We start from the raw sequence: 20,066 nt of genomic DNA on the forward strand, positions 1-20,066 counted from the left end.
CGCCGCAACCGCCGATGCGTTGCTGATCGCGGTCACGGGTTACGGCCAGGCGCACGATCGCCAGCGCTCGAAAGACGCGGGCTTCGATCATCATCTCGTGAAGCCGGTGGCGTTCGAGGAAATCCAGCGCGCGGTCTCCGGCCGCTTCGAATGACGCGACCTCGCGTTTTCACCTAGCGATTCAAGGTTGACTCGCGCGCTCGCGCGTCCGACACTTTAGCCATGCAAGTGTGATCACAGGTCACAACAATCGATGGCACCGCAGCAGCCGTGCGAAAGAACGGAGGCAGAGAGTGGCGACACGCTCGACGACGGATTTACCCGCGCTCGAATTAGTTGCACGCGAAACAATGGCTGGCCGCGTCTATGCCCAACTGCGGCAGGCGATCATGACGGGCCGCTTCGCGCCTGGACAACTGCTCAGTCTGCGCAGTGTTGCCGAAGCGGTCGGTTCGTCGACGATGCCGGTGCGTGCGGCGCTCACGCGACTGCAAGCGGAAGGCGCGCTGATCGACGGTCCCGGCCGCGCGCTGATGGTCCCGCCGATGACGCTCGATTTGCTCGATGAACTGCGCGACGTGCGCATCGCACTCGAAGGCGCGGTCGCGAAGCGCGCTGCATCGCGCATGACGCGCGGGCATCTGGAAGCATTGCAGTCCATCTTCGACACGATGAACGCGCATGTCGAGGCGGGCGACGTGCCCGCGTATCTGCGCAGCAATTTCGAATTCCACATCGCCATTTATACGCACGGCGCGAGCGATCTCACGCTCGCGACGATCCAGAACCTCTGGATGCGAATCGGCCCGTTCCTGAATCTCGTTGCTCCGGACATCCCGCACATGCGCCGTTCGATGGCGGCGCATCGGCATATTGTCGAAGCGCTCTGGCGCGGCGACGGCGACGGCGCGCGCGCGGGCATCGAGGAAGACATCGGCGATGCCGCAGCCGATCTGCAGGAGCGTTTGCAAAGCGGCGAGACGGGCAGCAAGGCAAGCGCCTGACACGCATAACAACAACGGAGACATGGATGACGGTTCTTCAGATGCTGAAACCGCACGCGGGATTGCGCGTGCTCATCACGGGCGGCGCATCGGGCATCGGGCTCGTGATCGCGCGCGCGTTCATCGATGCAGGCGCACGCGTGCACGTCTGCGATGCGAGCCGCGAGGCCATCGACGAACTCACGAAAGCCGAAGCGAACCTGGAATGCAACGCGATCACGTCGACGCACGCGGACGTGGCGGATAAGGACGCTGTCGAGCGCGTGTTCGCCGATGTGCAACGCGAACTCGGCGGACTCGATGTGCTCGTGAACAACGCGGGCATCGCAGGCCCGACGGGCGGTATCGACGAGCTCGACGCGAACGAATGGGAACAGACTATCGACGTCAATCTGAACGCGCAGTTCTACTTCGCGCGCCGCGCGGTGCCGTTGCTGCGCGACGCGCATGGCGGCGGCACGATCATCGCGCTGTCGTCGGTGGCGGGGCGGCTCGGCTACGCATTTCGCACGCCCTATGCCGCGACGAAGTGGGCGGTCGTCGGCATGACGAAGAGTCTCGCGATCGAACTGGGGCCGTCCAACATCCGCGTCAACGCGATCCAGCCGGGCATCGTGAAAGGGCCGCGCATCGAACGCGTGATCGCGGCGCGCGCGAAGCAACTGAACATTCCTTACGAAGAGATGGAGAAGCAATATCTCGCGAAGATATCGCTGCGCCGCATGACGACGCCGGAGGAAGTCGCGGCCACCGCGCTCTTTCTGTGCTCGCCCGCGGGCAGCGGCATCTCCGGACAGGCGATCTCCGTCTGCGGCAACGTGGAAGTCCTTTAAGACACCGAGGAGCACATGGCAACGAAACGCAAGGTCATCATCACGTGCGCGCCGACGGGTGCGATTCATACGCCTTCGATGTCGCCGTATCTTCCGCTGACGCCGCAGCAGATCGGCGATGCCGCGCTCGCGGCCGCGAAGGAAGGCGCCGCGATCCTGCACCTGCACGCACGCGACGCGAACGATGGTCATCCGACGCAGGACCCCGCCGTGTTTCAGGAGTTCTTGCCGCGCATCAAGGCCGAAACCGATGCCGTCATCAACATCACGACGGGCGGCAGTCCGCACATGACGGTCGCGGAACGCCTGAAGCCCGCGCATCACTTCAAGCCGGAAGTCGCATCGCTCAATATGGGTTCGATGAACTTCGGCCTGTATCCGATGCTCGACCGCTTCAAGGAATTCAAGTACGAGTGGGAACGCAAGCATCTGGAGAACAGTCGCGATCTCGTGTTCAAGAACACTTTCGCGGATATCGAATACATCCTCACGTCATGCACCGATAACGGCACGCGATTCGAGCACGAGTGCTATGACATCTCGCATCTGTACAACCTCGCGCACTTCGTCGATCGCGGGCTCGTCAAGCCGCCGTTCTTCGTGCAGAGCGTGTTCGGTCTGCTCGGCGGCATCGGGCCGCATCCCGAAGATCTCGCCCACATGAAGCGCACCGCCGACCGTCTCTTCGGCAACGACTACGTGTGGTCGATTCTCGGCGCGGGGCGCCATCAGATTCCGCTCGGGTCGATGGGCGTCGCGCAAGGATCGAACGTGCGTGTCGGTCTCGAAGACTCGTTGTGGATCGAGCCTGGCAAGCTCGCCGAATCGAGCGCGGCGCAAGTGCGCAAGATTCGCCAGGTGATCGAAGGGCTTTCGCTCGATATCGCGACGCCTGCCGAAGCGCGCGAGATGCTCAAGCTCAAGGGCGCGAGCGACACCAACTTCTGATGACGGAGGCATCGTGAACGCCAAGCTGAAAGTAGTCGCGATGCCGACGGGCTGGCTCACCGTCGATCGCTCGTCGCAGGTATATGGCCGCTACTTCGGCCAGCAGATCAAGGTGCCGGTCTGGTCGACGGCGATCGTCGGCGCGCAGAAGAAGATCATCGTCGATACGGGCATACACGATCCGGCGTGGGTCTCTAACTTCGTGTGCCCGTGCGATCAGGCGCCCGAGGAGAAACTCGAACGCGCGTTGAAGGAGTACGTAGGCTGGAGCGCGGATGAAGTCGATATCGTCATCAACACGCATCTGCATTACGACCATTCCGGCGGCAACACGCTCTTCAGGAACGCGCGCTTTATCGTGCAGGCGGCCGAGTGGGAATACGCGGGGCATCCGCTGCCCACGCAGGCCACGTACTACCAGGAGTTTCTGATTGGCCGCGAACCGCTTGCGTATTTTCGCTGGCAGTTCGTGAACGGCGTGAGCGACATCGTGCCGGGCGTGCGTGTCGTGCCGACGCCCGGTCATACGCCAGGGCATCAGTCCGTCGCGGTCGATACCGAAGATGGCGTCGTGCTGATCGCGGGCGATTGCGCGAACTGCATGGAGAACGTCGTCGATCTCGTGCCTGTTGGCATCGTGCATGAAACGCTCGCGGAGATCGGCTCGCTCTCACGTATTCGCCAGATCGCGGATTTCGTCATACCCGGACACGACCCGAACGTCGTGCCCGGAAGCGCGGGCATCGCTTTACCCGCGAGTGCACGGCTGCCTCATGTAGCGAAATAGGCCGCAGTCGAAGACCAATAACGAAGGACCGGAGGAAGACATGAAAGCATGGACGCAATGTATTCGTCATGCGGGCCGGGCGGCGCTCGGCCTCGCGTTTGCCGCGGCGCTTGCCGCATCAGGGCCGGCGCATGCGGCAGGCAAGTACAAGATATTCCTGTCGATGAGTTATGTCGGCAACGACTGGCAGACCGAGGCCGCGAACATGGTCAAGGCGATGGCCAATACGCCGGGCCTGAAGGACAAGGTCGATCTCGAAGTGCAAGTCGCGGGCACCGACGCGCAAAAGCAGATCCAGCAGATCAACTCGATGGTGCAGGCGGGCGCGAAGGCCATCGTCATCTATCCGATTTCGCCGACGGCGCTCAATCGCGCGATCAAGAACGCGTGCTCGAAGGGCGTGGTCGTCGCGGCGTATGACGGCGAAGTGACCGAGCCGTGCGCGCACAACGTGACGATCGATCAGCATCAGGCGGGCACCGTCACGGCCGAATGGCTCGCGAAGACCATCAACGGCAAGGGCAACATCGTGCTCATCAACGGCGTGCCGGGCACGTCGGTCGATCGCGCGCGCACCGAGGCGGCGAAGGCCGTGTTCGCGAAGTTCCCGGGCATCAAGATCGTCGCGGAAGGCACGGGCATGTGGAGTCAGGCGACCGCGAAGACCGAGCTTTCGAAGATTCTCGCGACGAATAGCTGGGACAAGATCGACGGCCTCTGGATGCAGGTCGGCTGCTTCACGGCGGCGTCGATGCAGCTCGAAGCGGGCATCGCGGACGACAAGGTCAAGCCGTGCGCGGGCGAATCGTCGAACGGGCATCGCGTGCAGATGCTGCCGCCAGGCGAAGTGAAGGGACAAGGCGCGTATCGCTCGATCGGTTATCGCTCGATCTCATACGGCGCGCCTCCGTACTCCGGCGCAATGGCACTCAAGATGGCCGTGAAGAAGCTCGATGGCGGCGACTTTCCCGCGCGCGTGACGCTCAAGCTGCCGCTCGTGCTGACATCGGAATCGAAGCTCTGCAAGACGGGCAGCATCGACGAACTGAAGGCAGGCTGCACCGCGTTTCCGCCCGACAAGGTGCCGCCGGGCTGGTTCGCGGACATCTATTCGGAAGACACGAAGGAAGTCGGTTTCAATGCGGCCTTGACGGGCAATCAGGACTGAGGGCGCGATGAACGACGCATCATTGGCGATCGATCTGTCGAACGTGACGAAGCGCTTCGGCGCGACCGTCGCGCTCGATGGCGCGTCGTTCTCGGTGAAGCGCGGCGCGGTGCATGCGCTGCTCGGCGAGAACGGCGCGGGCAAGTCCACCACGGTCAAGCTGCTGTCGGGACTCATGCATCCCGATGCGGGCAGCATCCGCGTGATGGGCCGCGACGTAACGATGAAGAGCCCGAAGGACGCGCATCGCGCAGGCGTACAGACGGCGTTTCAGGAGATGACGCTCGTGCGCGATCTCACCGTCGCGCAGAACCTGTTGATGTCGTATGAACCGACCGGCTTTCTCGGACGCATCAGGAAGCGCGACGCGCAACGGCAGGCCGCCGAATGGCTCGACAAACTTGAATTGCCCGATGTACGCCCCGGCGCGTATATCCGCGATCTGTCGTTGCCCGTGCGGCAGAAGATCGAGATTGCGAAGGCGATCGTGCGCGGACCGGAAGTGCTGCTGCTCGATGAACCCACTTCCGCGCTTTCGGGCCGCGATGTCGCGTGGCTGTCGCGGCGTATCGACGAACTGAAGACGAGCGGCGTGACCTTCGTGTTCATCTCGCATCGCATGCAGGAAGTGCGCGAGTTCTGCGACAGTCTCACGGTGTATCGCAATGGCCGCGACGTGGGCACGTTCGACGCGGCGGATATATCGGATGACGAAGTAATTCGTCTCGTCATCGGACGTTCGATGGAGGCGAAGTATCCGCCGAAGATCGCGCCGGTTTCAAGCGATGCGACGCCGGCGATCGAAACGCGCGGCATTCGCGTCGACGGTGTCGTGAGCGACTTCGATCTCACGTTGAAGCCGGGCGAAGTGCATGGCATCGCCGCGCTGCAGGGCATGGGGCAACGCGAGCTGTTCGAGGCGCTGTTCGGCGCGACCTACATCGACGATGGCGAGATTCGCATCGACGGCAAGCCGGTCACGCTGACATCGACGGCGGATTCGCTGAAGGCAGGCGTATCGACGAGCTTTCTGCCCGAGGATCGCAAGACCGAGGGACTCTTTCTGCGATTGCCCGGCGGCGAGAACGTGTCGCTGCCGGTGATCGGCCGCTATGCGCGTTTCGGGATCATCGACCGCAAGCGCGAACAGGCCGCAATCCGCCGTTCGCTCGCGCAGATGGAAGTGAATCCGCGCGCGCTGTACAAGCCGTGTCTGTCGTTTTCCGGCGGCAATCAGCAGAAGATCGCGATGGCCAAATGGCTGCTCACGCAAAGCCGCGTGTGGCTCATGTTCGATCCGACGCGCGGGATCGACGTCGGCACGAAGCATCAGATTTTCGTGCTGATGCGCGCGTTCGCGGCGGCGGGCGGCTCCGTGCTGTTCTATTCGACCGACGTGCCCGAGCTCGTCAACGTCTGCGACCGCGTCTCCGTCATGTATCGCGGACGCAATGCCGGCGAGCTGAGCGGCGACGCGCTGACCGAAGAAAACGTCATGCGCAAGATGCTTTCAAGTTGAGGGGATGCTCATGAAGATAGCCGTTGCGTCGCCCGATAGCGAGGTTGTGCGGCCGGGCGCGCGCGTGGGACTGGGTGCGCGCATCGATCATCATCGCGGGCTCATCATCGCGATCAGTGCGTTGCTCGCGATGCTCGCCGCATGGGTCGCGCTGTCCGCGACGCCTGTGGGGCTGTACGACATCGGATCGGTCATCTCGAGCGCGACCACGCTCGCGCTCGCGGCGATCGGGCAGACCATCGTCGTGTTGTCGGGCGGCTTCGATCTGTCGGCGTCGGCCGTCGTGTCGCTCGCGAACGTGCTCGCGGTGCGCTTCGTGCAGGGATCGCCGGTCGAGCAATGGGGCGGCGCCGCGCTGATTCTCGCGATCGGCGGCGGCATCGGGCTCGTGAACGGCGCGTTGATCGCATGGTTCCGCTTGCAATCTATCGTCGTCACACTCGCGACGATGTTCATGGTCCAAGGCTTGACGCTGCTGATCCAGAACAAGCCAGGCGGCAGCGTCGGCGATCAGTTCGGTGCGGTGCTCACCGCCGATCTCATCCCCGACAAGATGCCGATGTCGGCCGCGCTGCTGATCATCGCGCTGCTGGTCTGGTCGTTCATCAAGCGCACGCGTTACGGCGTGGGACTCTACGCACTCGGCAGCGACCCCGACGGCGCGTATGCGAATGGCATGCCCGTCACGCGCTATCGCATCGCCACCTATGCGCTCGCGGGTATGTTCTACGCCGCGGCGGGACTTTATGTTTCGGCGCAGACGGGTTCGGCAGATCCACTCGTCGGCCGCCCGCTGCTGCTGTCGATGTTCACGGCGGTCGTGCTCGGCGGCACGCTGCTCGGCGGCGGGCGAGGCGGCTGCGTCGGCACCGTGTTCGCCGCAATGACGCTGATGATCACCGTGAACATCCTGCTCGTGCTGAACGTATCCGCGTTCTTCACGACGATTGCCGAAGCGGTGATCCTGATTCTCGCGGTGCTCGGTTCGTCGATCGGCAAGCAATCGGCGGCGCACGAATGCGCGCGTCACGCGGCGCAATGGTTGAAGGCCGTGCGAACGCGCACACGCGCACGCGACGACAAGAACGCGCGGCGCGTTACGTTCGAAGTCGATGACTTCCGCCCGGTCGAGAACACGGAACTGAAGGGACGCGCGATCGGAGACTGGATCGAACGCAACCGGGAATGGGTCAAGTATGTGGTGCCGGCCTATTTGCTGTTCTTCGCGGTGGTGGTCATCACGGGCTTCGTCTATGGCCCCGGCGTGCTCGTCAGCGCGAACTTCTATAGCAGCCTCCTCACGCTGACCTTGTTCCTCGCGATACTCGGTCTGGGCCAAGGCGCAGTGATCCTCACAGGAGGTCTCGATCTCTCGATGCCGTGGCTCATCACGTTATCGGGCGTGCTGCTGACGGGACTCACGCACGGCTTGAACGGCGCGGCTGCATGGGCCGTGCCGTTGGTCCTCGGCGTCGGCTTGCTCGTCGGCGTGTTCAACGGTGTGGGCGTCGTGATGCTCGGCTTGCCGCCCATTGTCGTTACGCTCGCGGCGAACGGCTTGCTGCAAGGCATCACGCTGATCTATTGCAACGGTTCGCCGCAGGGATGGTCGCCATCGACGATCAGCGAGTTCACGAATGGGCGCGTCGGGCCGCTGTCGCTCGCGGCGTGGAGCGTGCCGCTGTTTCTCGCGATCGCGTTGTTGCTGCTGCATCGAACGCCGTTCGGACGGCGCGTGTATGCGGTCGGCAACTCGCCCGTCGCAGCGAAGTTGTCGGGCGTGCGGGTCGGCACGACGTTGATCGCCGTGTATTGCCTCTCGGGTCTTTGCTCGGCGGTCGTCGGCCTGCTGCTCGCGGGCTTCAGCTCGCAAGCGTTTCTCGGCATGGGCGATCCGTATCTGCTGCCGTCGATTGCGGTGGTCGTCGTCGGCGGCGCGCTGATCACAGGCGGACGCGGACACTATCTGGGCGTATTCGGCGGCGCGTTGTTGCTCACGGCGCTCGGCACCTTGCTCGCGGGCACGACCGTGCCGCCTGCGGTGCGCGACATCATCAACGGGCTGGTCGTGCTGGCGGCGGTCATCACGTTGCGGGACAAGAAGGGCTAGATCAATCGAATGAGGATCGCACTCAGATGCAAGCAAACAACATTGCGGTGATCGGTTCGGGCCGCATCGGCCGCGCGTGGGCCATCGTGTTCGCCAAAAGCGGCTTCAACGTAACGATTCACGATGCATCGAAAGAGATGCTCGCAGGCGCGATTCCCTCGATTCGCGAGACCTTGAAGGATTTCGCATCGTTCGATCTGCTCGATGAATCCGTCGATACGATTGCGGCGCGCATCAGCGCATGCGAAAGCCTCGCCGATGCGCTCGCCGACGCCGATCTCGTGCAGGAGAACATCGCCGAAGTGGTGGAAGCGAAGCGCGCGTTGTTCGTCGAACTCGATCGGCTCACGAAGCCCGATGCGATTCTAGCGAGCTCGACATCGGGCTTGCCTGCATCGACGTTCACGGAAGGCATCGAAGGCCGCGCGCGATGTCTCGTGGCGCATCCGGTGAATCCGCCTTCGCTCGTGCCGCTCGTCGAGTTGTGCGGCGCGCCCTGGACGTCGCAACAGACGATGGAACGCGCGCGCGCCATCTATGAAGCAGCGCGGCAAAAGCCCGTGACCGTCAATCGCGAGATCTCGGGCTTTCTGCTCAACCGCTTGCAAGGCGCATTGCTCGACGAAGCGCTGAGTCTCTATGAGCAAGGTTATGCAAGCGCCGCCGATCTCGACACCGTGATACGCGACGGTCTCGCGATGCGCTGGTCCTTCATGGGCCCGTTCGAAACGATCGACCTGAACGCGCCCGGCGGCGTGGCCGATTACGCGGCACGTTATGGCGGCACGTACAAGAGCATCGCTCAAAGCCGCAAGCCGTTCGACTGGCCGGACGACACGCTCGGCAAGCTCGATGCGGAGCGCCGCGCGCTGCTCCCGCGCGACAAGATCGAAGAACGCAGCCGCTGGCGCGATCGCCGCTTGATGGCGCTGCTCGCGCACCGGCGCGATATCGAGAATGGCGAAGCCTGACCCAAGGAGACGACGATGCCCGAAGTACGCTTGCTGGTCGATGCGAACAATCATCTCGGTGAAGGACCGCTGTGGGACGTGAAGGAGGAACGGCTCTACTGGATCGACAGCACGGCTGCGGAAATTTATAGCTGCCGCGCGGACGGCAGCGACGTGAAGCGCTATTTCGTGCCGCGCCATATCGGTTCGATGGCGCTGCGTGAACAGGGCGGCGCGGTGGTCGCGCTCGCGAACGGCCTGCATTTCTACGACTTCGACGCGCAGACCGTGCAGTTCATCGCCGACCCCGAAAGCGACGATCCCGAGACGCGCTTCAACGACGGCAAGGTGGATCGGCGTGGCCGCTTCGTCGCGGGCACGATGTCCTACGATTTCGATCGCTACGACGCCGATCGCGGACAGAGATCGACACGCAGCGGCGGGCTATATCGGCTCGATACGGACGGCAAGGTCACGCGGCTCGACAGCGGCATCAGTTGTTCGAACGGCCCTTGCTGGAGCCCCGACGACAAGACGTTCTACTTCACGGACACGTACAGCAAGGAGATGTACGCCTACGATTACGACATCGAGACGGGCGCGGTGTCGAACAAGCGCCTCTTCGCATCCGCGCACGACATGGCGGGCACCTTCGATGGCGCCACCGTCGATGAAGAAGGCTATGTCTGGTCCGCGCTTGTGTTCGGCGGACGCATTCTGCGCTTCGCGCCCGATGGCAAGCTCGATCGCGTCGTGCCGTTTCCAGTGCGCAATCTGACGAGCGTGATGTTCGGCGGGCCGAAGCTCGACATTCTCTATGTATCGACGATGGGCCGCCCGATGTGGGGCATTCCGCAAAAAGAGCGCGACAAGGGCGGACTGTTCGCGGTGACGGGGCTCGGCGTGCGCGGCATTCCCGAGCCGCGTTTCGCCGGATGATGCATGAGCGTTATCATTCGAGCCTGACAGTCAAGTCACGAACGCTATCGCTCGACATGGATACGAACAAGCTCATCGCCTCGATGCCCGCGCGCATCGACGCGATCGTTTCGCACGGCGCGAAGGCGCATCCCGATCACATCGCGCTCTATGAAGATGCGCGCTCGCTGAGCTACGCGCAACTCGACGACGCCGTCGATGCGCTCGCCGCGCGTCTTGCGGATGCGGGTGTCCGGGCGGGCGATCGCGTCATGCTGATCGGTGAAAACAGCGTCGCACTCGTCGCATCGCTCTTTGCCGCGAGCCGTCTCGATGCATGGGCGCTGATCGCGAACGCGCGTTTGTCCGCCGTCGAACTGGATGCGATCCGCGCCCATGGGAAGCCGCGCATCGCGCTTTATACCGTCGAAGCTTCCGACGATGCCGCGCATCACGCGCAACGCGAAGGCGCTTCGATGGAATCGCTCGACGCGACGCCGATCGGCGCGTTCGCCTTGAGCGCGATCGATGCGGCTTCGATGCAAGAGCCGCACGGACTGCCATCGGATGCACAATGCGCGGCGCTCGTCTACACGACGGGCACCACGGGCGCGCCGAAGGGCGTGATGCTGTCGCATCGGAATTTGCTGTTCGTCGCGACGGTATCGAGCACGCTGCGCCGCGTCGGTCCGAGCGATCGCGTCTATGCCGTGCTGCCGATATCGCATGTGTTCGGTCTTGCCTCGATGTGTCTCGGTTCCTTGTATGCAGGCGCCACGCTGCGCCTGGCCGCGCGTTTCGATGCCGAGCGCGCCGGACGCGTGTTGCAGGACGAACGCATGACGATCTTTCAGGGCGTGCCCGCGATGCACGCGAAGCTGATCGATCATTTCACGCCGCGCGGCGGGCTGGATGCGCCGTCGCTGCGCTTCGTCTATTGCGGCGGTTCGCCGCTCGACATGTCGCTGAAGGCTGCCGCCGAAACGTTCTATGGCGTGCCCTTGCACAACGGTTACGGCATGACCGAAAGCAGCCCGACGGTATCGAACACGCTGCTCGACGCGCCCGCGCGCGATTCGTCGGTCGGTCCGTTGATTCCGGGCATCGAGGCGCGCATCGTGCCGCTCGTGCAGCAAGGCAATGCCGACGATACCGGCGAGCTATGGGTGCGCGGCCCGAACGTGATGCTCGGCTATTACCGCGACGCGGCGCAGACGGCCGCTACGGTGACGCAGGATGGCTGGCTCAAGACGGGCGATCTCGCGCGCATCGAAAACGGCAATCTGTATATCGTGGGGCGCAGCAAGGAACTCATCATCCGCTCGGGCTTCAATGTCTATCCCGCCGAAGTGGAGCAGGCGTTCAACAGTCATCCCGCCGTGCTGCATTCGGCCGTGATCGGACGCAGCGTGCAGGGCAATGAAGACGTGCTCGCGTTCGTCGAACTGAGGCGCGGCTGGATGGTCGATGAACGCGAACTGCACGCGTGGGTGTGCGGGCGGCTTGCACCCTACAAGCGGCCTTCGTCGATTCGCATACTCGATGCGTTGCCCGTGTCCGCGAGCGGAAAGGTGCTTAAGCACCGGCTCGGGAAACTCGTTAGTTAGCCGCGGCTTTCATATCTTCGCCTGCGCCACCGAGAGATTGATACAGCGCGGCGGTATCGGAAAGACGGCTCGCTTGCGCGAGCGCGAAATCGAGTTGCGTCTGCAGCGCCTGACGTTGCGTGTCGAGCAGATCGAAGCGGCTCACTCCGCCGGCCGCGTATCGTGCGTTCGTCGTTTCGAGATTGGCCTGCGCTTCGTTTGCGGCGATCTCGCGCGCGTGCAACGTATCGGCGTCGTTTTGCAAGGCGGTCAGACTATCGGCGACCTGTTGCAGCGCGTCGAGCACGGTCTGTCGATACGCTTGCGCGGCTGCATCGTAGGCGGCTTCCGACGAACGCTTCTTCGCGCGCAACTCGCCGCCGTGAAAGAGTGGTTGCGTGAGATTCAGGCCGACGTTCCACACGTTCAGGCTATTGAGCATGTCGTGGATGTTCGTGCGCTGACTTCCGACGCCCGCCGACAACGAGAACTTTGGATAGAGATCGGCGGCCGCCACACCGACATTCGCGCTCGCCTGATGCAGTAACGCTTCGGATGCGCGTATGTCGGGGCGTTCGCGTGCGAGCGTCGAAGGTAACGTGAGCGGAACGTCGCCGGCGTGATGAAGTGAATCGAGCGTGATCGCATCGAAGTCGGCCTTGGACGGCTCGACGCCAAGCAACACCGCGAGCCGGTGATCGGCCTGATCGCGTTGCGTGACGAGCGCGGGCAAGCTCGCGCGCGTCTGTTCGACGAGCGTGCGCTGGCCACGCACGTCCAACGCCGCGACGCCGCCCGCGTTCAAGCGGCCTTGCATGATCGACAACTGCCGGGCCTGTGCATCGACGAGACGCTCGGTCAGCGTGATCTGCTGCTGCAACGAAGCACGCCGGATCGCGGTGGCGACGACATTGCCCGCAATGGACAGACGTGCAGCGTCGAGTTCGAAGGACTGGTAGTCCACTTGCGCGCGCAACGCTTCGAGCGCGCGACGTTCGCCGCCGAAGACATCGAGCGTGTACGACACACTGACCGATGCGTCGTAAAGCGTGAATGGTCCGGGGCTCGGAATCGGCACGCCGAAGGCGGCGGGATCGACCTTCTGGCGCGTGCCGAACAGGGACGCATCGACGGCGGGATAGTAGGTCGCGCCCGCTTGCGCGCGGTAGTCTTCGCGCGCCTGCACGAGTTTCGCGCGCGCCTGTTCGAGCGTGGGGCTGTCGTTCAACGCGCGATCGACGAGACGATTCAACGCGTCGGAGCCGAACTGCGTCCACCACTGCGAAAGCGCATGATCGGTCACTGGAAGCGCCTGCGATGTGGTGGAGGTTTTGACGTAGCTCTGCGTATCGGGCGGCGCGGGCGCATGAAAGTCCGGCCCGACGGTGCAGCCGCATATCGCGAGTGCGCAGAGGGAAAGAATCGCTTTCATCGATGTCTTCCTAATCGAGCGTGCGCCGGTAGAAGCGCAACGCTATGCCCATCACGATGACGGTGAAGAGCGCCATCGGCCATACCGAGGGCCACAGGTCGGCCCAGCCGTTGCCCTTGAGCAGAATGCCGCGAATCAGGCGGTTGAAGTAGGTGAGCGGCAGCAGATTGCCAATGAACTGCGCCCATGAGGGCATGCCCGCGAACGGAAACATGAAGCCCGAGAGAAGGATGTTCGGCAGGAAATAGAACATGGTCAGCTGCATCGCCTGAAGCTGGTTCTGCGCGAGCGAGGACAATGTGATGCCCACCGTCAGATTCGCTGCGATGAAGAGCAGCGCGGCGAGATAGATCGCGAGCGGATTGCCGACGAACGGCACATGAAACACAAAGCGCGTGGCCGCGAGAATGATCGACGCCTGGATGAGACCGATGAACACATAAGGCACGATCTTGCCCGTCATCACTTCGACGGGACGCACGGGCGTCGCAAGAAGATTTTCCATCGTGCCGCGCTCGCGTTCGCGCGTCATCGCGAGGCCGGTCATCATGACGAGCGTCATCGTGAGGATGACGCCCATCAGCCCCGGCACGACGTTGTATTGCGTGATGCCTTCGGGGTTGTAGAGGTTGTGGACTTGCACGTCGAACGCGGCGGGCGATCCGTTTAGATGCGCTAGCGTGCCCGTGATGTCCTTGCTCGCGACCGATTGCACGAGCGATGAGAGCGCACTGCTCGCCTTGCTCACCGCGTTCGGGTCGGTGGCGTCCGCTTCGACGAGCAGCGCGGGCCGCTCGCCGCGCAGCAGCTTGCGCGAGAAATCGACGGGAATGTTGAGCACGAAGAGCACGCGTCCTTGCGCGAGCGCGCGGCGGCCGGCTTCGTCGTCGGGGAGCGTGTCGACGATATCGAAGTATTCGGAGTGCTTCATCGCCGCGATGAAGCTGCGCGAGAACGGGCTTTGATCGCCGACGATCACGGCGGTCGGGAGATGCTTCGGGTCCGTATTGATCGCATATCCGAAGAGCGCGAGCTGCACGATAGGCAGGCCGACGATCATGCCGAACGTGATGCGATCGCGCCGCAGTTGCAGGAACTCCTTGATGACGATGCTCCACCACCGCGTGACGGAGAAGCGCGCGAAGCCTGCGAACGGGCCGCGTGCCTTCATGACGTCACCTTGAAGTTGTCGGTGGAGCGGCTCATCAAATAGATGAACACATCTTCAAGTCCGGTTTCGATGGGCTCCGCGCGCGTTGCGCCGTCTTTCGTCACGTCGCGCACGGCCTGCTCGAGCGCCGCGTGATCGCTGCCGCTCACGTGCAGGGCCGAACCGAACACGACCGTCTGATCGATGCCGGGCGTCTTGCGCAGGCGCTCCGAAAGCGCGCTGAGATGTTCGCCATGTATGCTCCACGTCGCGAGGTTTTGCGATGCGATGACTTCGTTCGCGGTGCCTTGCGCGAGCAGCTTGCCGTATGCGATGTAAGCGAGCTTGTGGCAGCGCTCGGCTTCGTCCATGTAGTGCGTGCTGACGAGTACGGAGATGCCTTTGGCCGCGAGGCGATGCAGCTCTTCCCAGAAGTCGCGGCGCGCGGTGGGATCGACGCCCGCGGTGGGTTCGTCGAGCAGCAGCAGCTTCGGCTCGTGCAACATGCAGGCCGCGAGCGCGAGACGTTGCTTCCATCCGCCGGATAGCGAACCCGTCAACTGGCTCGCGCGGCTCTGAAGCCCGAGCGCTTCGAGCGCGCGATCGACGGCGTCGCGGCGATTGGACATCTGATAGATGCGCGCGACGAAGTCGAGGTTCTCGCGGATCGTCAGATCTTCCCAGTAAGAGAAGCGCTGCGTCATGTAGCCGACGTTGCGCTTGATCTCTTCGCTTTCGCGCACGATGTCGTAGCCGAGACACGTGCCGCTGCCGGAGTCGGGCGTGAGCAGGCCGCACATCAGACGGATCGATGTCGTCTTGCCGCTGCCGTTCGGACCGAGGAAGCCGAAGATCTCGCCGCGCGCGACTTGCAGCGATACGTCGTTGACGACATGCTTGTCGCCGAAGTGCTTGTTGAGGTTGTGCACGTCGATGACGTACGGCGTGTCCTGTGCGCTCATTGCAACCTCACCGCGACGGGTTGGCCCGGATGAAGCTTCGACGCATCGGCCGGTTGAGGATGCGCCTCGACCATGAACACGAGTTTCGAGCGGCTTTCATTGCTGTAGATGACCGGCGGTGTGTACTCCGCCTCATTCGATACGTAAGTGATCTTCGCGGCCACGTCTTGCGCGCAGCCGTCGCAATGAATCGATAGCGCGCGTCCGATCGCGAGGCTGCCCACGACGTTCTCCGGCACGAAAAAGCGCACCTTGATGTTCTGCGGCGGCAACATCTGCACGACCGGGCTGCCCGCCTGCACCCATTCACCCACTCGATAGAGCGTGTCGTAGACGAGTCCACCCGATGGCGCGGCAACGCGCTTCTGATCGACCTTCCATTGCGCTTGAGCGACGAACGCCTGCGCGGCGGCCACTTGCGCGCGTTGTGCGGCGATCTGCTGCGGACGGCCTGGCAGACGTGCGATATCGACCTGCTCGGCGAGATCGCGCACTTGTGCGGCGGTGGCCTCGGCGTTGGCCCGTGAATCGTCGAGCTGACCTTTGGCGATGCCGCCCGCGCTGAACTGCGCTTCGTCGCGGCTCAACTGCAGCGCGGCCTTGCGTGCGTTCGCGCGTGCCTGCGCGAGTTGCGCGCGCACCGATGCGACTTCCGGAGCGCGCTTTCCCGTGAGGATGTCGTCGAGTTGCGATTGAGCGGCGGCGAGTTGACGCTGGGCCTGATCGAGTGCGGCGGTTTCATCGACGGATTCGAGTGCGAACGTGTTCGAACCCGCTTCTATAGTTTGACCGCGCGCGACGGACAACGCAGTGAGCTTGCCCGATTGCGACGAGCCGAGATAGACGAACTCTCCTTCGATGTAACCCTGATAGGTGTCGCGGTCCTGATGAGAGCAAGCCGCGAGCGCCGCGGCGAACAGCAGGCAGATCGGCATGCCGGTGAAGCGGCTCATGGCGGGCTCCATGATGGGAACGGTGACGCTTGGTTGGTCTACCAAACAATACGTGAGTCGAGTTCTTGCTGTCAAGCGGTTCAGTTCGGGACAAGAATACCGTTTCTATCGCGTTGGTAGGTAAAAACGACGGATACGGATTTCGTGCCCAGAATGCGCGGAAGAATGATGTCCCACACGTGAACTGATTCGGACGTCGAACAAATTATCTGGAAGTGCTTTTCCAGGTCGCTTTGCGTCTCCGCCGCAATCGATTACATTTCGATATCCGCGTGACTTGAATCGACATCGATAAAAATGGAGACGCCACGATGACCGGAAAGAAGAGGCAACGTCTGCTCACACTGATGATCGGCGCATCGCTGATCGGGCCGCTCGCGACGCAATCGACATGCGCCGAGACGCCAGGCGATGAAACGATCGCTGTTGCGGGTCTCTCGCAACCTTCCGATATCTTGATCGACCGCTGGGGCGTACCGCACATCTTCGCGGCCAACGACAGCGACGCGTTCTTCGTGCAAGGCTTCAATGCGGCGCGTGACCGCATGTTCCAGATCGATCTCTGGCGCAGGCGCGGACTGGGCGAGCTATCGGATGTGTTCGGGCCTGCCTACGTGGAACAGGACAAGGCCACGCGCCTCTTTCTCTATCGTGGTGACATGGCGACCGAATGGCAGCGCTACGGTCCCGATGCGAAGCCTGCTGCTACGCGTTTCGCCGCCGGTGTGAATGCGTATATCGACTGGCTTGCCGCACATCCGGACCGCATGCCGTATGAGTTTCGCAAGATCGGCTATTGGCCCGCGAAATGGAGCGCCGACGACATCGTGCGTATTCGCAGCCACGGTCTCACGCGAAATCTCACGAGCGAAGTGGCACGCGCGCGCGTCGCATGCGAGAGTTCGCTCGACGCCGATACCGTGCGTTTCGGCCTGCAGCCGCAATGGAAAGCGCACATGCCCGCGGGCCTCGATCCATGTCTTCCCGATGACGTGCTCAAGGTCTTCACGCTCGCAACGCAAGGCGTGCGCGTGACGAGAGAATCGATGAAAAGCGCGGATGTATCGACGACCGTGATTGCCGCTGCCGACAACCCCGAAGAAATCACCGAAGGCAGCAACAACTGGGTGGTCGCGCCATCGAAATCGGCGACTGGCCGCGCGATCATGGCCAACGATCCGCATCGCGCGTACGCGGCGCCGAGTCTTCGCTATATCCAACAGATCAGCACGCCGACGCTCGATATTATCGGTGGGGGCGAGCCATCGGCGCCGGGCATTTCGATCGGGCATAACGGTTCGATCGCCTATGGGCTCACGATCTTCAATATCGATCAGGAAGATCTTTATGTGTATGAGCTGAATCCGGCAAATGTGAGGCAATATCGCTACAAAGGCAAGTGGGAACCGATGCGCGTCGTGCGCGAGCAAATCGCCGTGCGCAATGGCGCACCCGTGACCGCGGATCTGCTTTTCACGCGGCATGGACCCGTGATTTATACCGAAGAGAGCAAGCATCGCGCGTTTGCGGTGCGCACGGCGTGGCTGTCGCCAGGCATGTCGCCGTACTTCGACTCGATGCGCTACATGCGCGCGAAGAATTACGCGCAGTTCAAGGCATCGCTTGCGACTTGGGGCGCGCCGACCGTGAATCAGGTCTATGCGGACAAAGACGGCAATATCGGATGGGTGCCGAGCGGGCTGGCGCCGAAACGCCCGAACTGGGACGGCCTCATGCCCGTGCCCGGCGATGGCCGCTATGAATGGGCAGGCTTCTGGCCACGCGATGCGATGCCGTCGGTCTATAACCCGGCGCAGGGATACTTCACCACGTCGAATGAAATGAATCTGCCGGCAGATTACCCGTATGCGGAGCGCAAGCTCGGATTCGAATGGACCAACGGGTCACGGCATCAACGTATCGATGAAGTGTTGAAAGCGTTGCCCAAGGTATCGATCGAAGACTCTGAGCGCTTGCAGAACGATATCGTGTCGATTCCGGCGCGCAGGCTCGTCGCGTTGCTCGCGCCGCTTTCGAGCGGTGACGAGAGCACGCGTGCGGCGCTCTCGATGCTCAAGCGCTGGGATGCGCGCATGAACGCCGATTCGCCGCAGGCCGCGCTCGAGGAAGTATGGCTCTCGCGGCATCTCGGACGCGCGTTCAAGGATGCGGTGTTGCCGAAGAACGCGGCCGCATCTTTTGGCGCGCCCGATACCGCCGTGATGCTCGATACGCTCGAACACCCCGAGACGCGCTTTGGCGACGACGCGCAAGCGAAGCGCGATGCGGTGCTGCTTTCGAGTCTGCACGATGCGTACGCGGAGATGATGCATCTGCAAGGTGCAGATTCGAGTCAATGGCAATGGGGCAAGCTGCAGACCAACCTGAACGCGCATCCTCTGGCCGATGTCGTCGACGCCGATATGCGCGCAAAGCTCAATGTCGGGCCAATCGGAAAGGGCGGCAGCGCTTTTACACCGAATCAGTCGACGTATCGTGCGAGCGATTTTCGCGAGACCAACGGGCCGTCGTTTCGCGTGGTCGTCGATGTCGGGAACTGGGACGACTCGCGTGCGGTGAATCTGCCGGGCGAATCGGGCGATCCGGATAGCCCGCATTATCGCGATCTCGCACAGATGTGGCTCGACGGACAATACTTCCCGCTCCTGTATTCGCGCGCGGCTGTCGAGGCAGCGACTGAGAAGCGTGTGCATCTCGTGCCGGCTGCGCGTTGAGCACGTGTAGCGCAAGCTTGATTGTTGCGAGATCGACAAGGCATCTTCAACGCGGGCGGCGATGATCTTCGCGCCGCCTCGCGCGACAATTCGATCGCGGTGGACGGGCGCTGGCTGGCGCCTTGCCGGACTCCTCATCCGGTTCGTCCTCCGCGCTTCCCTCCGTTTTGCTCTTCCTCGATGTTCCGCTTCGACGTGGGAATAGATCGCCACGCACACGGGTTAACCAATCGAAGCCTCTACGCTCGACACCTAGGTCGAGTGAGTCGAAGCCGGGCAAGGGCCCTGTGCGTTCGATGAGGTTCGTGGATCGCGTGCGATCCGGTCAACCTTTTCTGTCGGAGTGAACATCATGAACGCCATCGCCAAAGTCGTCGTGTCCCTCGCTGTGGCCGCAGCGCCCGCGTTTGCATTCGCGCAGGATCAGAGTGCCCCGTTGACGCGCGCACAAGTGAAGGCCGAACTCGTCCAGCTCGAACAGGCGGGCTATTCGCCTGCGACCGGCGAGCAAGCAAACTATCCATCCGATATTCAGGCTGCGGAGGCGAAGGTCGCCGCGCAGCAGAACGCGAACGAAGCCAATGAGGCGTACGGCGGCACGCATGCCGGTGGCACGGCGTCCGGAGCCGGCTCGATGCGCGCGCCGATGTCCATGAAGCACGGTTCGACGCCGGCGTCGGACTGCGTGGGGCCCGCGAGTTTCTGTACGCCGTTTTTTGGCAGCTGAGGCGTCGATGGCGGGTCGGGAAAAAAATTTGCGAAAGGGACTTGCGAAGCTGTCATCGCCCCGCCATAATCTCGTTTCTCTGCTGCCGATGCAGCGACGCAAGACGGTGGTCGGGTTTGACGGTCTTGCGATGTGCTCTTTAAAAACTAACAGCCGATAAGTGTGGGCGCTTGATAGCGAGTGCAGCTGGTCTTTCGGGATCAGTCAAGCAAAAGTATCAAGAGTCTCACACGAAGTATCAGAGGAAGGTTTTTGTCTTAGGACAATAATCATCGTCAGTACGT

16 protein-coding genes are annotated in these 20,066 nt (G+C 62.7%); 12 read left to right on the forward strand and 4 right to left on the reverse strand.

Going from position 1 to position 20,066, the window contains the following annotated elements; translation table 11 throughout:
• The first annotated feature begins 350 nt into the window (after positions 1–350).
• Genes AWB77_RS33520 through AWB77_RS33565 form a run of 10 tightly spaced genes read left to right on the forward strand, consistent with a single transcriptional unit; the run spans position 351 to position 11,844 of the window.
• Entirely contained in the window at positions 351–1,004 is a 654-nt protein-coding gene (locus tag AWB77_RS33520; RefSeq protein ID WP_061138755.1) for a GntR family transcriptional regulator, read from the forward strand.
• 26 nt (positions 1,005–1,030) lie between these two features.
• Positions 1,031–1,837 (forward strand): SDR family oxidoreductase, encoded by an 807-nt coding sequence (locus AWB77_RS33525; protein ID WP_061138756.1) that lies wholly within the window; start codon positions 1,031–1,033, stop codon positions 1,835–1,837.
• A 15-nt stretch (positions 1,838–1,852) separates the two neighbouring features.
• Positions 1,853–2,785, forward strand: coding sequence for a 3,5-dioxohexanoate:acetyl-CoA acetone transferase (gene kce / locus AWB77_RS33530; RefSeq protein ID WP_061138757.1), 933 nt, complete (start codon positions 1,853–1,855; stop codon positions 2,783–2,785).
• Between the two features lie 13 nt (positions 2,786–2,798).
• Positions 2,799–3,572, forward strand: coding sequence for an N-acyl homoserine lactonase family protein (locus tag AWB77_RS33535; RefSeq protein ID WP_061138758.1), 774 nt, complete (start codon positions 2,799–2,801; stop codon positions 3,570–3,572).
• A 40-nt stretch (positions 3,573–3,612) separates the two neighbouring features.
• Positions 3,613–4,740, forward strand: a complete 1,128-nt coding sequence (locus AWB77_RS33540; RefSeq protein WP_061138759.1) for a sugar ABC transporter substrate-binding protein — start codon at positions 3,613–3,615, stop codon at positions 4,738–4,740.
• A 7-nt stretch (positions 4,741–4,747) separates the two neighbouring features.
• Entirely contained in the window at positions 4,748–6,259 is a 1,512-nt protein-coding gene (locus AWB77_RS33545; RefSeq protein WP_061138760.1) for a sugar ABC transporter ATP-binding protein, read from the forward strand.
• A gap of 10 nt (positions 6,260–6,269) precedes the next feature.
• Positions 6,270–8,369, forward strand: a complete 2,100-nt coding sequence (locus AWB77_RS33550; protein ID WP_061138768.1) for an ABC transporter permease subunit — start codon at positions 6,270–6,272, stop codon at positions 8,367–8,369.
• A 26-nt stretch (positions 8,370–8,395) separates the two neighbouring features.
• Positions 8,396–9,340 (forward strand): 3-hydroxyacyl-CoA dehydrogenase, encoded by a 945-nt coding sequence (locus tag AWB77_RS33555; RefSeq protein WP_061138761.1) that lies wholly within the window; start codon positions 8,396–8,398, stop codon positions 9,338–9,340.
• Between the two features lie 15 nt (positions 9,341–9,355).
• Positions 9,356–10,258 carry an SMP-30/gluconolactonase/LRE family protein gene (locus tag AWB77_RS33560; RefSeq protein ID WP_061138762.1) on the forward strand — a complete coding sequence of 301 codons (903 nt, stop codon included), beginning with the start codon at positions 9,356–9,358 and terminating at the stop codon, positions 10,256–10,258.
• Positions 10,259–10,314: 56 nt separating this feature from the next.
• Positions 10,315–11,844: a class I adenylate-forming enzyme family protein gene (locus AWB77_RS33565; RefSeq protein ID WP_082852813.1), complete on the forward strand. Its 1,530-nt coding sequence runs from the start codon at positions 10,315–10,317 to the stop codon at positions 11,842–11,844.
• On the opposite strand, the gene AWB77_RS33570 is transcribed toward AWB77_RS33565, so the two are convergent.
• Genes AWB77_RS33570 through AWB77_RS33585 form a run of 4 tightly spaced genes read right to left on the reverse strand, consistent with a single transcriptional unit; the run spans position 11,837 to position 16,320 of the window.
• The gene (locus AWB77_RS33570; protein ID WP_061138763.1) at positions 11,837–13,255 is read right to left on the reverse strand and encodes an efflux transporter outer membrane subunit; all 1,419 of its coding nucleotides are present in this window, start codon (positions 13,253–13,255) and stop codon (positions 11,837–11,839) included. The genes AWB77_RS33565 and AWB77_RS33570 overlap by 8 nt on opposite strands.
• A 10-nt stretch (positions 13,256–13,265) precedes the next feature.
• Positions 13,266–14,426, reverse strand: coding sequence for an ABC transporter permease (locus AWB77_RS33575; protein ID WP_061138764.1), 1,161 nt, complete (start codon positions 14,424–14,426; stop codon positions 13,266–13,268).
• Positions 14,423–15,367 (reverse strand): ABC transporter ATP-binding protein, encoded by a 945-nt coding sequence (locus AWB77_RS33580; protein WP_061138765.1) that lies wholly within the window; start codon positions 15,365–15,367, stop codon positions 14,423–14,425. Before AWB77_RS33580 ends, AWB77_RS33575 begins: the two co-directional genes overlap by 4 nt.
• Positions 15,364–16,320, reverse strand: coding sequence for an HlyD family secretion protein (locus AWB77_RS33585; RefSeq protein WP_061138766.1), 957 nt, complete (start codon positions 16,318–16,320; stop codon positions 15,364–15,366). Before AWB77_RS33585 ends, AWB77_RS33580 begins: the two co-directional genes overlap by 4 nt.
• 311 nt (positions 16,321–16,631) lie before the next feature.
• On the opposite strand from AWB77_RS33585, the gene AWB77_RS33590 reads away from it, so the two are divergent.
• Complete coding sequence (locus AWB77_RS33590) at positions 16,632–19,055, forward strand: penicillin acylase family protein (protein WP_061138767.1); 2,424 nt, start codon at positions 16,632–16,634, stop codon at positions 19,053–19,055.
• 352 nt (positions 19,056–19,407) lie between these two features.
• Positions 19,408–19,782, forward strand: a complete 375-nt coding sequence (locus tag AWB77_RS33595) for a DUF4148 domain-containing protein (protein ID WP_208601597.1) — start codon at positions 19,408–19,410, stop codon at positions 19,780–19,782.
• Positions 19,783–20,066 lie beyond the last annotated feature (284 nt).

It is taken from the genome of Caballeronia fortuita (assembly GCF_001544835.2).
Classification (GTDB): Bacteria; Pseudomonadota; Gammaproteobacteria; order Burkholderiales; family Burkholderiaceae; genus Caballeronia; species Caballeronia fortuita.

What these genes read in the sequence shown, in the direction of transcription:
- AWB77_RS33520 (WP_061138755.1), top strand. Translation starts at nt 351, where the DNA reads ATGGCTGGCCGCGTCTATGCCCAACTGCGGCAGGCGATCATGACGGGC.
- AWB77_RS33525 (WP_061138756.1), top strand. Translation starts at nt 1,031, where the DNA reads ATGACGGTTCTTCAGATGCTGAAACCGCACGCGGGATTGCGCGTGCTC.
- kce (WP_061138757.1), top strand. Translation starts at nt 1,853, where the DNA reads ATGGCAACGAAACGCAAGGTCATCATCACGTGCGCGCCGACGGGTGCG.
- AWB77_RS33540 (WP_061138759.1), top strand. Translation starts at nt 3,613, where the DNA reads ATGAAAGCATGGACGCAATGTATTCGTCATGCGGGCCGGGCGGCGCTC.
- AWB77_RS33545 (WP_061138760.1), top strand. Translation starts at nt 4,748, where the DNA reads ATGAACGACGCATCATTGGCGATCGATCTGTCGAACGTGACGAAGCGC.
- AWB77_RS33550 (WP_061138768.1), top strand. Translation starts at nt 6,270, where the DNA reads ATGAAGATAGCCGTTGCGTCGCCCGATAGCGAGGTTGTGCGGCCGGGC.
- AWB77_RS33555 (WP_061138761.1), top strand. Translation starts at nt 8,396, where the DNA reads ATGCAAGCAAACAACATTGCGGTGATCGGTTCGGGCCGCATCGGCCGC.
- AWB77_RS33560 (WP_061138762.1), top strand. Translation starts at nt 9,356, where the DNA reads ATGCCCGAAGTACGCTTGCTGGTCGATGCGAACAATCATCTCGGTGAA.
- AWB77_RS33565 (WP_082852813.1), top strand. Translation starts at nt 10,315, where the DNA reads ATGGATACGAACAAGCTCATCGCCTCGATGCCCGCGCGCATCGACGCG.
- AWB77_RS33570 (WP_061138763.1), bottom strand. Translation starts at nt 13,255, where the DNA reads ATGAAAGCGATTCTTTCCCTCTGCGCACTCGCGATATGCGGCTGCACC.
- AWB77_RS33575 (WP_061138764.1), bottom strand. Translation starts at nt 14,426, where the DNA reads ATGAAGGCACGCGGCCCGTTCGCAGGCTTCGCGCGCTTCTCCGTCACG.
- AWB77_RS33580 (WP_061138765.1), bottom strand. Translation starts at nt 15,367, where the DNA reads ATGAGCGCACAGGACACGCCGTACGTCATCGACGTGCACAACCTCAAC.
- AWB77_RS33585 (WP_061138766.1), bottom strand. Translation starts at nt 16,320, where the DNA reads ATGAGCCGCTTCACCGGCATGCCGATCTGCCTGCTGTTCGCCGCGGCG.
- AWB77_RS33590 (WP_061138767.1), top strand. Translation starts at nt 16,632, where the DNA reads ATGACCGGAAAGAAGAGGCAACGTCTGCTCACACTGATGATCGGCGCA.
- AWB77_RS33595 (WP_208601597.1), top strand. Translation starts at nt 19,408, where the DNA reads ATGAACGCCATCGCCAAAGTCGTCGTGTCCCTCGCTGTGGCCGCAGCG.